At 46.9% G+C, this 12166-nt stretch carries 12 protein-coding genes; all 12 read right to left on the reverse strand.

Annotated elements, in window-relative coordinates; all coding sequences use genetic code 11:
* Nucleotides 1-4: 4 nt before the first annotated feature.
* Nucleotides 5-1369 carry a 16S rRNA (cytosine(967)-C(5))-methyltransferase RsmB gene (gene rsmB / locus C7R56_RS06810; RefSeq protein WP_107995824.1) on the reverse strand — a complete coding sequence of 455 codons (1365 nt, stop codon included), beginning with the start codon at nucleotides 1367-1369 and terminating at the stop codon, nucleotides 5-7.
* The gene (gene fmt, locus C7R56_RS06815) at nucleotides 1359-2312 is read right to left on the reverse strand and encodes a methionyl-tRNA formyltransferase (protein WP_107995825.1); all 954 of its coding nucleotides are present in this window, start codon (nucleotides 2310-2312) and stop codon (nucleotides 1359-1361) included. Before fmt ends, rsmB begins: the two co-directional genes overlap by 11 nt.
* A gap of 11 nt (nucleotides 2313-2323) precedes the next feature.
* Complete coding sequence (gene priA, locus C7R56_RS06820; RefSeq protein ID WP_268811290.1) at nucleotides 2324-4729, reverse strand: primosomal protein N'; 2406 nt, start codon at nucleotides 4727-4729, stop codon at nucleotides 2324-2326.
* Nucleotides 4730-4869: 140 nt separating this feature from the next.
* Nucleotides 4870-5085, reverse strand: coding sequence for a DNA-directed RNA polymerase subunit omega (rpoZ, locus tag C7R56_RS06825; RefSeq protein WP_086628158.1), 216 nt, complete (start codon nucleotides 5083-5085; stop codon nucleotides 4870-4872).
* A gap of 6 nt (nucleotides 5086-5091) precedes the next feature.
* A complete protein-coding gene (gmk, locus tag C7R56_RS06830) occupies nucleotides 5092-5703 on the reverse strand; it encodes a guanylate kinase (protein ID WP_068562164.1) in 612 nt (203 codons plus the stop codon).
* 203 nt (nucleotides 5704-5906) lie between these two features.
* A complete protein-coding gene (locus C7R56_RS06835; RefSeq protein WP_107995826.1) occupies nucleotides 5907-6542 on the reverse strand; it encodes a V-type ATP synthase subunit D in 636 nt (211 codons plus the stop codon).
* Between the two features lie 6 nt (nucleotides 6543-6548).
* On the reverse strand, nucleotides 6549-7925 hold the full coding sequence (locus C7R56_RS06840; protein WP_107995827.1) for a V-type ATP synthase subunit B: 1377 nt from the start codon (nucleotides 7923-7925) through the stop codon (nucleotides 6549-6551).
* Complete coding sequence (locus tag C7R56_RS06845; RefSeq protein ID WP_107995828.1) at nucleotides 7918-9702, reverse strand: V-type ATP synthase subunit A; 1785 nt, start codon at nucleotides 9700-9702, stop codon at nucleotides 7918-7920. Before C7R56_RS06845 ends, C7R56_RS06840 begins: the two co-directional genes overlap by 8 nt.
* A gap of 16 nt (nucleotides 9703-9718) precedes the next feature.
* Nucleotides 9719-10030: a V-type ATP synthase subunit F gene (locus C7R56_RS06850; protein ID WP_107995829.1), complete on the reverse strand. Its 312-nt coding sequence runs from the start codon at nucleotides 10028-10030 to the stop codon at nucleotides 9719-9721.
* A complete protein-coding gene (locus tag C7R56_RS06855; protein ID WP_107995830.1) occupies nucleotides 10020-11027 on the reverse strand; it encodes a V-type ATPase subunit in 1008 nt (335 codons plus the stop codon). Before C7R56_RS06855 ends, C7R56_RS06850 begins: the two co-directional genes overlap by 11 nt.
* A gap of 12 nt (nucleotides 11028-11039) precedes the next feature.
* The gene (locus tag C7R56_RS06860; protein WP_107995831.1) at nucleotides 11040-11630 is read right to left on the reverse strand and encodes a V-type ATP synthase subunit E; all 591 of its coding nucleotides are present in this window, start codon (nucleotides 11628-11630) and stop codon (nucleotides 11040-11042) included.
* Nucleotides 11631-11680: 50 nt separating this feature from the next.
* On the reverse strand, nucleotides 11681-12157 hold the full coding sequence (locus C7R56_RS06865; protein WP_407701483.1) for a V-type ATP synthase subunit K: 477 nt from the start codon (nucleotides 12155-12157) through the stop codon (nucleotides 11681-11683).
* Nucleotides 12158-12166 lie beyond the last annotated feature (9 nt).

The raw sequence follows: 12166 nt of genomic DNA on the forward strand, positions 1-12166 counted from the left end.
TCATTTACCTTTTTACCATACAGCTGATGAAGAATCCATCAGTTCCATAATCATGCGGATATATCTGCACAAATCCTTCAGGAGTGAAAGATTTTTTATCCAAAGAATCGGAGTGTATCGGGACGATTGCAAATTCGGCATGATTTTCAATGAATGTCTGGACAGTCATTTGATTCTCTTCTTTAGTTAGTGTACATGTACTGTATACCAAACGTCCACCTTTTTTTAACAGGGAACTGACGGAGTCCAGTATCAAAAGTTGCTCTTGATGCAAGTCCAAAAAGTCCTGCATATTTTTCACATATTTGATTTCCGGCTTTCTGCGCATCAAACCCAACCCAGAACAGGGTGCATCCACGAAGATGGCATCAAAGGACTCCGGTGCAAATGCTGTGCCTGCTTCTTTGGCATCCATCACGCGGGTTTCGATGCGATCGGCTACGTGCAGACGCTCGGCATTTTGGTTGATTAGGCTTATCTTGTGCTCATACATATCCAAGGCGATGACTTTGCCGTTTTCCGAAGCCGAGAGATAACTGGCCATGTGCGTCGTCTTCCCACCCGGTGCGGCACAACTGTCCAAAACCAGAAAATCCTTTTCCAGCTCTCCTACCGGCGCGACCAACTGGCTCGATTCGTCCTGAATCGTAAGGATGCCCTCTTTGAACAGCGGGGAGTCAACGATTTTCCCGCCGTGAATCCGGATGCCCGAAGCTGAAATCGGACTTGGGACCACATCGAAACCATCTGCTTGCAACAGCGCAATCGCCTCTTCCCGGGACATTGCCTGCGACTGCAATCGAACCGATACGAAGGGATCTTCCAATAAGGAAAACGCCATTTTTTCGGTTTCCTCGATGCCGATTTTTTCGATGAAATAGGCGACAAGCCATTTCGGCATGCTCGCCCCTACACTGATGCGTTTCTTAGCGTTGCTGATCGTTTTCCAGTCCCGCAGCCCATTCCGCTGCACATTCCGCAGGACGCCATTCACATAACTGGCGATGCCCGTATGGCCTTTAGCTTTCGCTATCTCAGCCGCATCGAAAAGGACGGCATGATCCGGAACCTTCGTCAAATAGACCATCTGATAAGCAGAGACGCGCAATAAATTAGTCACCCAAGAAAGTTGTTTTTTGGGATCCTTGATGTATGCCGAAAGGCCATAATCCAAAGTCATTTTTCGCTGGATGACACCATAGACGATTTCAGTCAACAAGCCGGCATCTTTCGGTGATAATTTCTCGGCTTGGATGACTTTGTTCAGCAGCAGATTGGAATACGCGCCTTCATTCTCTACGCTTTCCAATATATCGACAGCCAGATAACGGACTGTGTGCTTGATTTTGTTTTTGAGTTTATTGTCCATCCGTTTCGAACCTTGTACCTTCTTGGATTTCGCAGGCGCTGCCCCGCAAGTAGTCCGCCGCTGACATGCGTTTTTTCCCGGCAGGTTGGAGTTCCGTCATTTTGAAGACAGTGCGCTCCCCGCATGCCACATACAGAGCTTCCTTGTCTGTTGCAAACACCGTGCCGGGTTCATCAGCAGTGGTCAGCTCGACAGCCTGTCCAGCCCATACTTTGATCCTTTGCCCGTCCAAGAGCGTGTGCGCCACTGGCCACGGACGCATGCCTCGGACTTGGCAAGCCACTTGTGCGGCCGTTTTGGACCAATCGATGCGTTCCTCTTCGCGTTTGATGTTCGGCGAAAAGGTGGCTACGGACTCATCCTGTTCTGCTGCCACGAGTTTGCCTTGGAAAAATTCAGGCAATGTTTCGATCAAAAGATTTTTGCCCAATTCGCTCAACTTCAAGAACATCGTTCCGACATCATCTGCCTCGGTGATGGGTATGGCTTCCTGCGCCAACACAGCCCCGGCATCCATTTTTTTCTCCATGTACATGATGGAGACTCCTGTTTCTTTTTCCCCATTGATGATGGCGTAATGGACAGGAGCGCCCCCGCGATATTTCGGCAACAAAGAAGCATGCACATTGATGGAGCGGAAACGGGGAGCGTTCAGCAGCTTGACCGGCAGGAATTGTCCATAGGCCGCTGTCACAATCAGATCCGGCTCCAAGGCAATCAGTTCAGCCATTTCTGGTGAACCGGAAATTTTTTCCGGCTGATAGACCGGCAGACCGTGCTTCAATGCGGCTTCCTTCACTGGGGAAGGCGTCAACAGTTTCTTTCTGCCAACCGGACGGTCCGGTTGTGTGACAACTGCGATCACATCATAATCATGCTGCAATAAAGCCTCTAAAATGGGCACTGAAAATTCCGGGGTGCCCATAAAAATGATTTTTTTCATTTATATACCTCCTAGAAGAAATTGACCGGTTCTGAATCGATCGAAATGTAGAGACCACGTGCATTTTCTTTTTGTGACTCATCCAATATCTGTTTCAATGCCGGATGTAGTTTGGTTTCCTGTTTGTATTTCACTAATATCTGAAAATAATAGCGATTGTTCACTCTCGCGATGGACCCTTTGGATGGCCCGAGCATGATCGTGTCAGCCTCAAGCTTTTTTTGAAGGATTTCATGGATTTCATAAATTTTCTTCTGGGCTTTTTTTTCGTCAGGGTTGCTTACCGTTATGAGCGCGGTATAAAAATAAGGCGGATAACCCGCTTTATGCCGCAGCGCCATCTCGGTACGGTAAAAGCCTTCGTAATTGTGCTGTTGGGCAAAAAGGATGGCGTAATGATCCGGATTATAGGACTGCACGACCACCTCCCCGGACAACTCCGCACGACCTGCGCGGCCACTGACTTGGGTCAGCAGCTGGAACGTCCTTTCCGAAGAGCGGAAATCCGGCAGCCCCAATGAAGTATCGGCATTGATGACGCCGACCAACGTGATGTTGGGAAAGTCCAATCCTTTTGCGATCATCTGTGTGCCCAGCAGGATGTCGGCCTCTCCTTTTCCGAATGCAGACAGGATAGCTTCATGGCCGCCTTTCTTACGGGTGGTATCCACATCCATACGCAAAATGCGTGCATCCGGGAAGAGCGCCTGCAGTTCTTCCTCGATTTTTTGGGTTCCCGTTCCGTAATAACGGAAATTGTGTCCCTTACATTTGGGACAAGTATTGGGTATTTCTTCTTCATGGCCGCAGTAATGGCACTTCATCGTTTTGCTGTCCATATGCAAAGTCAGACTGATGTCGCAATTCGGGCACTCGAGGACGAAACCGCAATCCCGGCACATGATGAAAGAGGAATAGCCTCTTTTGTTCAGCATCAGCACAATTTGCTGTTTCTTCTGAAGACGGTCCGTGATTTTTTCCTGCAGGACCATGGAAAAACTGCTGCGGTTGTTCGCTTTGAATTCATCACGCATATCGACAATTTCGACTTGGGGCAGCGCGCGTTGATTGAAGCGTCCTTTCAATTCGACCAATGTGTAGACTTTTTTTTGTGCCCTGGCCCGCGACTCCAGCGAAGGCGTCGCGCTTCCCAGGACAACCGGGCAATGGTTATGCTGCCCGCGCCAAATCGCTATATTCCGGGCATGATACTTCGGATTTTCGTCCTGTTTGTAGGTGCTCTCGTGCTCTTCATCCATAATGATGATGCCGATATTTTCAACCGGAGCAAAAATGGAAGAACGCGCGCCAACTACGACATCGGCGTCGCCGCGGTGGATTTTGCGCCACTCGTCGTATTTCTCCCCCGACGACAACGCACTGTGCATCACTGCCACGCGGTCTCCAAAACGGCTCTTGAAGTGGTTGACCATCTGCGGAGTCAAAGCGATTTCGGGGACGAGCATCAAGGCAGTCTTGCCTTGTTTGATCACTTCAGCGATCAATTGAAGGTAGACTTCGGTCTTTCCGCTTCCAGTAACGCCTTGCAGCAGAAAAACCGCATGCCGTTCTTCCTTGATGCTGGCACCGATCGTCTGAAAAGCTACCATTTGTTCATCCGAAAGGGCCATCGCTTCCGTTTTTTTGAACAGCCTATCCTTAAAAGGATCCCGGAGTATTTCCCGGTCCGCTGCTTTTAACCATCCCTTTTCCACTCCGTTCCGGATCGTGCCTGAAGCGATATCGAATTGGTCCTTGTATTCCTTGGACGTCAACGGTGTTCCGTTCATGGACATGATTGCCGCCAACAAGGCTTGCTGTTGCTTGGCCGATTTTTTCAGGCTGCGGTATGCGTCTTCCAGACTATCCATTTCCAGATCGGAATAATAAACCTGCACCATTTTTGCTTTCGCCTGGTTTTTGAGGATGTAATTGACTTCAATCTTCCCGGCTCGCTTCAATTCGATCAGTTGCGGCAAAATGCCTTGATCGACGGCATTTTCCCAACTCATTTTGCTTTTCCCTTGAAAAAGTCCGTAGAAAGTCTCCTCATCCAATTCATCGACAATCTCTATTTCTTTTTCGTACTTCGCCTTCATCAAAGGCGGCAACATTGTCTGGTAACAATGGATCCGATAGGCATAAACGGTTTCCGCCATTTCCTCGCCCAACAGAAGCAGCTCTTCGGTCAAAGCCGGCTCGATATCCAAAGGTTGGATTATTTCCTTCAGTTCCCCTTCAAAATCTGTATAATCAGAAATTTCCGTTATGAACCCTTGGATGATGCGTTTGTTGAAAGGCACCTCAACGCGCATGCCTTTGCCTAATTTGTGCTCCATAGCAGGAGGGATCGCATAATCAAAGGGACGATTGGTCTGCATTGCAGGTATATCGACAATCACTTTTGCAATTTGCAAATAAAGCCCTCCCCTTCTTTTTCTAACAACTATATTACTAAATTATGCCGATAAAGTCTTGTCGGAGTTTTCGGCATCAAAAAAATAAAACTACTGATTTTGAAGTTCAAAAACAGTAGTCTTTTTTCATTCCTATTCTGTTATCTTTCAGGGATGATGGATTTCGGATCGATTTCCAATTCGCCGGCAACTACTTCTTCCAGCGCACGTCCGACATTCTTGAATGACTGGTAAGTGTCCAATAAAGGTTCGGAGCGATCATGTAATTGGTGCGCTCTTTTGCTTGAAAGAATGACCATTGAATATTTTGAATCCACTTGCTCCAACAATTTATCGATCGAAGGATATAACATCATAATATTTTACTCCCTTTCATCCGCACAGATGGTATCCAGAATCCGTGAAACTTTCAAGTGTTCGCTTTGGATGATGCCAAGCACTTTCTGTACCGCATTCTCTACTGTGTCGTTTTCTACCGCATAATCATAATAACGCATCAAACTGAGCTCTTCAATAGCCTTTTCCATTCTTTGCTTGATGATCGGAGACTCATCCGTACCGCGATTTACGATCCGTGATTCCAGTTCCGTCATATCAGGAGGCGTCAAGAAGATGAATATCCCTTCAGGCATCCGTTCCTTCACTTGCATGGCACCTTGAACTTCGATCTCCAGAAAAATATCTTTTCCCGTGTCCAACGTTCTTCTTACATAGTCGATTGGCGTACCATAGTAATTACCTACATACTCGGTATATTCCAACAGTTCATTATCGGCGATCATTCTCTCGAATTCTTCTCTTTCCTTGAAGAAATAATCTTTGCCATCCACTTCCCCTTCGCGCGCTTTGCGGGTCGTAGCGGAAATTGAATATATGAACTCCCGTTCACCACGAGAAAAAATTGCTTGTCTCACAGTCCCTTTGCCTACTCCCGAAGGTCCGGATAAGACAATCAACAATCCTTTTTCTGTCATTTAATGCCCACCATCCAATTATATTTTTACAGCATCGTACAGCCTAATGCGGCGTTCTGTTTATTATTTCATAGTTTAACACAATTTCGTCAAGGTTAAAACCTTTACTGGAGTCTTCCGCCAACATTTTGTTAGTTACCGTTTTCAGCGACGGAAAGACAAAAAAGAACAAGACAAGGATATCCCTGTCTTGTTCTGCGGCATCATGAAGCGCCCATGTCTTTGACTTTCATCATTCTGACAATGCTGGATCGCTCGTTCTCCTCGAGTTTCATTTGAATGTAACGGATCGTCTCCTGCAACTGCGGAATCATTTTGTATTCCAATGCATTTACGCGCCTTCTTGTCTTTTCGATCTCATCGGCAAGAAGTTGGCAGGTTTTTTCGATTTCCGATAATTTAAGCAATTTCGGAAGGATATCTTCGATCTTTTTGATCGCATCATCCAGTTCACCGTTTGAGTTTACGTAGCCGTACTGCAAATCCGTTGATTTTTCGTCTTTGTTGGCTATCGAAAAGTTCATTTGGGGAACGACGACACTCATGATATTTTTTTCTTGGATGTCCAATTCAACCGCAGTAGCGGGTACGGCGAACAATTCTTCGATGAAAGCCTCATTCAGAAGCGACTTCGCTACCACGAAAGAACGCATGGAGGCGGTCAGTTCTTTTTCGACTTCGTCCCTCAGGAGGTTGTTTTCGCGGATAAGCAAGATGAATTGACGCATCAGTTCATCTTGCTTATCCTTCAGCAGTTTATGGCCACGGGTGGACAGCACCAGACGCGATTTCAAATTGGATAGTTCCATCCGGGTAGGCTTCACATTCAATCTAGCCATGGACGATCACTCTCCCTTCGGCATAAACTCATCGATCATATCGCTCTTGATTCTCTTAAGTTCGGTTACCGGCAAGATGGACAACAGTTCCCAACCCAAAGCCAAAGTCTCTTCGATCGTGCGGTTCGTATAGAATCCCTGATTGATGTATTCTTCTTCGAATCGTTTCGTGAACTGCACATACAGTTTGTCTGTCTTGGACAAGGCGGACTCCCCTAGGATGACGGCCAATTCTTTTGCCTGTTTTCCTTTTGCGTAAGCCGCAAACAACTGGTTCATGGTCGGAGCATGGTCTTTTCTTGTCTTGCCTTCACCAGTACCTTTGTCCTTCAGACGGGAAAGCGAAGGCAGCACGTTGATCGGTGGCTTGAAGCCAGAGTTGTTCAACTCACGCGAAAGGATGATCTGGCCTTCAGTGATGTACCCGGTCAAATCAGGGATCGGATGCGTAATGTCATCCTCAGGCATGGAAAGGATCGGGATTTGAGTCACCGAGCCTTTTTTGCCGATGATGCGGCCTGCACGCTCATATAATGCGGCAAGGTTTGTGTACAAATACCCTGGATAACCACGGCGACCAGGCACTTCACGGCGGGCTGCCGAAATTTCACGCAAAGCCTCACAATAGTTGGTCATGTCAGTCATGATGACCAGGACATGCATGTCCTTTTCGTAGGCCAAATATTCCGCGACCGTCAAAGCCATTTTTGGTGTGGCAATCCGTTCGATGGCCGGATCGTTCGCCAAGTTGATGAACATGACGGAGCGATCGATCGCCCCTGTCTTGCGGAAATCTTCCATGAAATATTCTTTTTCTTCAAAAGTGATTCCCATGGCTGCAAATACAACCGCAAATTTTTCATCGCTGTTCAAAACCGTCGCTTGACGGGCGATTTGTGCAGCTAATTCTTTATGCGGCAAACCTGAGCCGGAGAATACAGGAAGTTTCTGCCCTCTTACGAGTGTGTTCAGATGGTCGATGGCGGAAATACCTGTTTGGATGAACTCATCCGGATAGTCACGCGCTACAGGGTTGATTGCCTGTCCATTCACATCCAAGTTCATTTCCGGGATGATTTCCGGGCCGCCATCAATCGGATTGCCCATCCCATCGAACACACGGCCTACCATATCCTCAGAAACAGCTATGGAAAGTGGTTTTCCACGGAAACGGACTTTGGTGTCTTTGATGTTGATCCCGCTTGGGCCTTCAAAAATCTGCACCATCGCTTTATCTTTGCTGACTTCCAAAACTTGACCATGGCGGATTTCGCCGTTTTGCATTTGGATTTCAACCAATTCGTCGAATTTGACTCCCTCAATCTGCTCTACAATCATCAACGGGCCTACAACTTCGGTTACTGTTTTATATTCCTTAAGCATGGTGCGTCATCCCTCCTTCCGCAACGATTTCATGCAATCTTTGCTTCATGTCTGCCTTGATGTTTTTCATTTCGGCAAGGTCTTCTTCCCTGATATATTTACTTCTTGCGATCCGATCGCGCAATGCAACTGTGCCTTCGATGATTTCATTGAAGTACGCGCCTAAACGCATCGCTTCACGGGCTTCTGTTTCGAAGTCCAGAATCATGTCCAGCATCGCCAATTGCTTGTTGCGGGAAGTGTACGTATCGACATCATCGAAAGCGTTCTGTTGCAGATAGTCCTCACGCAACGATTCCGCGACCGCCATTGTCATGCGGTCTTTTTCGGACAAGGATTCGATACCGACCAAACGGACGATTTCTTCCAATTCCGATTCTTCCTGCAGAAGGTTCATCGCATGCTGAACCATTTCAGACCATTTCGTCTGTAAGGCATTATTCAGATATTCCCCGACTTCGGTATTGTAAAGGGAATAGGAAGTCAGCCAGTTCATGGATGGGAAATGTCTTTTTTGTGCCAACGTGGCATCCAGCGCCCAGAAAACTTTAACGACGCGCAATGTATTTTGGGTTACCGGTTCAGATGTGTCACCACCAGGAGGCGATACCGCTCCAATGGCCGTAATGCTTCCTTCACGATCTTCCGACCCTAAAGCCAATACTCGTCCTGCCCGTTCGTAATACTCTGCTACACGGCTTCCTAGGTAGGCTGGATAGCCTTCATCACCAGGCATCTCTTCCAGACGGCCCGACATTTCGCGCAAAGCTTCTGCCCAACGGGATGTCGAGTCAGCCATGATTGCTACACTGTAACCCATGTCACGGAAATATTCCGCGATCGTGATGCCTGTATAGATGGATGCTTCACGCGCCGCAACCGGCATGTTGGAGGTGTTGGCGATAAGGATCGTACGCTCCATCAATGATTCGCCCGTATTCGGATCGATCAATTCCGGAAATTCATTCAATACGTCCGTCATTTCATTACCGCGTTCGCCGCAACCGACGTAAATTACGATATCCACATCACTGTATTTTGCGATTTGGTGCTGTACGACGGTTTTCCCTGCTCCGAAAGGTCCCGGAACAGCAGCTGCTCCACCTTTTGTGATCGGGAAGAACGTATCGATGACCCGTTGGCCGGTAACCATCGGCGTGTGCGGGTTCATTTTTTGCTTGAATGGACGTCCGCGACGGACTGGCCATCTTTGCAGCATAGTCAATTCTTTCGGGCCATCTTCCGTTTCGATGACATAGGCCGTGTCATCCAAGGTGTAGCTGCCATCCTGGATGGCAGTCAGCTTACCGGAGATGCCGTAAGGAACCATGATCCGGTGCTCGATGACTTTCGTCTCCTGCACGGTACCGACAATATCACCGGCTATGACGTGATCGCCGACTTTCTTCGTGGCTTTGAATTCCCAGACGTTTTCTCTCTTCAATGGTGGGATATCCGTCCCACGCACCAAATAGTTACTTTGAGTAATTTCACGGAACGTATGCAAAGGGCGCTGGATTCCGTCAAACATCTGCGACAGGATCCCTGGTCCCAATTCGACCGACAAAGCTTCCCCTGTTGTGATTACCGGTTCTCCAGGACCAATACCGGAAGTCTCCTCATAAACTTGAATGGATGCGACATCATTACGCATCTCGATGATTTCCCCGATCAATCCTAATTCGCCGACGCGGCAAATATCTTGGATGTTCGCTTCTTCCATTCCTTCCGCCATAACTAAAGGTCCGGAAACTTTTATTATATTTCCATTTTTCAAAAAAGTCCCCTCCAAATTATAAGATATTCTGTCCAACTGCTTTTTCCACATTCTCCTGAATGCGGCTTTTCCCGATATTCAACGTACCTTTATGGTTCGGAATCAGGATGATGGCTGGTTGGACACTGCTGTCATACCTGCGCACTGTATCAGGTATTTCTTTTGCCATTTCTTCCGTCAGGTAAATGATCCCATAATTTTCCATCGCCAGGCGATCTACCGTTTCACGGGCAGTCTGGGCATTATGGCATGCAAATACTGCGAAGCCCAAAATCTTAAAAGGAAGGATGGAATCTTTGTCTCCCACAACTGCAATATTATGAGCCATATACAGGTCGCATCCTCTCTCTCAAAATTTGTTCATCTATCTGATTGTCTTTGCCAACCAAAATCAAGCGAATATTGGTGACTTCCTTCTCTTTGGCAAACAGATAACCCAACAAGGGAATCGGACCGAATGGTTGGTACAAGCCTTCTGCAATCAATTCATAGGTCAGTTCATCCACAAGTTTATCCAGCTTCTGTGTGTCCACTTCATTTGTTGTCTCGGAAATCATATTGGATAAGCGTGTACCGTATTCTTTGCTGAAATAATATTTACGCATGACCGCGCCTGGTCCGTTGATCGATTCTTCAATTAAATCACGTTTCGAAATCGAACCTGAACTGGATAAGACCGTATAGAGAAAACCGCGGGGCTTATTTTGTTTCAGGCTTCGGATCATGGTCGAAAGGTTATAGAGGTCGATCATGCCATCCACCATTTTCGTGATGCTCGGATGTTGGAGCTTGTCGCTGATGGAACGCAGATGCCTGAAATAATAAGTGTCCATAAAGATAGTGGCTGCTTCGATGCGATGACCTTCATCGAAATCGCGGATCGCCTCTTGAACACCCTCTATCAGAATCGGATGTTCGTCGTTGCCGTCGCCGGTTTCGACCAATTTCTTCAGACTGGCTATGGAATATTTGCCGATAGGGATCAACAGCTGCTCCAAATCTTCACCCGAAAAACGTTGTTTCAACAACACTTTCAGGTTGTGATAGGTATAGCGCAACGCGAATAATTCCACAATCTCAGCAACCGGCGTGATGCTGAACAATTCCTTATAGACTTCCGCCAGATGTTTCATGAGAAAACCTTCGAAATTTTTGTTCACCAGTGTTTCTTTCTCGTCAAACTCATAACCGGTACCTTTCAGAACATCCAAGGCATCTTTTAAAGAAGAGGCTTTCAGCATCCGATCGTAATCCGCTTCCGCCAATAATTTTAATTCGTAGGTGCGAAGTATCGTATTGACGCCTTTGTAATCAATCTCTTGCATAGTGCCCCTCCTTTACTTTTCGTCTTGGAATGCTAAATTCGCCAGCTCTGCTGCGAAGTCGTTCTTTACATCTTCGATCAGATCATCGAAGCAATAGTTGTAGTCGACTCCACTTTCCTGAAGGATGAATCCGGCTTTATTCGGAATGGTCTCCTCAGAAATCTTGACAGCGGGATATTTGACCAACAGCTGTTGTAGCTCTTTCCCCTTAAAGTGAGCGACCGATTTTGCGCCCGGAACAATGCTGTAGGCTTTCGAATCGTCAGCTTGGGATAGCACCCCGTTCAGGAATTGCGCAAAATGGGTTTCATCCCACGTGTTCATTTTTTCTAAAGCTTGCTGGAAGACCGATTTCAGGATGACCTGTTTCTCTTTCAAAACAGCATTGCGCTCTTTATTCTTCAAGGTTTGTCGCTCACGATCAAAATCGTTGGCAACTTTTTTCAAAATGGCAGCTTTGCGCGCCTTTTGTTGTTCAACCAGAGTCAATCTGCTCTCTTCTATCTTTGCGACAGAAATTTTTTCAGCATCCTCTAGTTTGCTTTGTCCTTTTGCTTTTGTCTTATTCAGGATCTGTTCAGACAAGGATTGTAGATCTTTCACGCTTTCTCATCTCCTTACTTTTTCCTTAATTCTTATGGAGCTTTTGAGAATTAAGCGTTCAATACCAACAAGAATGATGTAACGAATCCTAGGATGGCATACGTTTCAACCATGGCAGCATAGATGATCCCTTTTGTGTTGTGCTCTTCTCTCTTAGCCAAAATCTGCAGACCTGCTGTAGATACACGGCCTTGTGCGATACCTGAAGTCAAACCAGTGATTGCGATAGGCAGACCGGCCATCAGATAATACATTCCTTGTGCAACGGTCATTTCAGGAGACATTTGCAGATAAATCAGGAATCCGATAACGAAACCGTACAAACCTTGCGTACCGGGCAACAGTTGCAGAATCAATGATTTACCGAATTTTTCCGGTTGTTCCTTGATCAATGCAGCAGCGGCTTCACCACACATACCGACTCCTTTTGCCGAACCCGTTCCCGCCAATCCGACCGCCAAAGCGACGCCTAAAGCTGCGAACATCATGCCACCGTTGTTATCGATGAAATATTGTAACCATGTCATATTTTCCAT

This window comes from Trichococcus paludicola, assembly GCF_003052295.1.
GTDB lineage: Bacteria > Bacillota > Bacilli > Lactobacillales > Aerococcaceae > Trichococcus > Trichococcus paludicola.

What these genes read in the sequence shown, in the direction of transcription:
- fmt (WP_107995825.1), bottom strand. Translation starts at nt 2,312, where the DNA reads ATGAAAAAAATCATTTTTATGGGCACCCCGGAATTTTCAGTGCCCATT.
- C7R56_RS06855 (WP_107995830.1), bottom strand. Translation starts at nt 11,027, where the DNA reads ATGCAAGAGATTGATTACAAAGGCGTCAATACGATACTTCGCACCTAC.
- rsmB (WP_107995824.1), bottom strand. Translation starts at nt 1,369, where the DNA reads ATGGACAATAAACTCAAAAACAAAATCAAGCACACAGTCCGTTATCTG.
- gmk (WP_068562164.1), bottom strand. Translation starts at nt 5,703, where the DNA reads ATGACAGAAAAAGGATTGTTGATTGTCTTATCCGGACCTTCGGGAGTA.
- rpoZ (WP_086628158.1), bottom strand. Translation starts at nt 5,085, where the DNA reads ATGATGTTATATCCTTCGATCGATAAATTGTTGGAGCAAGTGGATTCA.
- C7R56_RS06835 (WP_107995826.1), bottom strand. Translation starts at nt 6,542, where the DNA reads ATGGCTAGATTGAATGTGAAGCCTACCCGGATGGAACTATCCAATTTG.
- C7R56_RS06840 (WP_107995827.1), bottom strand. Translation starts at nt 7,925, where the DNA reads ATGCTTAAGGAATATAAAACAGTAACCGAAGTTGTAGGCCCGTTGATG.
- C7R56_RS06850 (WP_107995829.1), bottom strand. Translation starts at nt 10,030, where the DNA reads ATGGCTCATAATATTGCAGTTGTGGGAGACAAAGATTCCATCCTTCCT.
- C7R56_RS06865 (WP_407701483.1), bottom strand. Translation starts at nt 12,157, where the DNA reads ATGACATGGTTACAATATTTCATCGATAACAACGGTGGCATGATGTTC.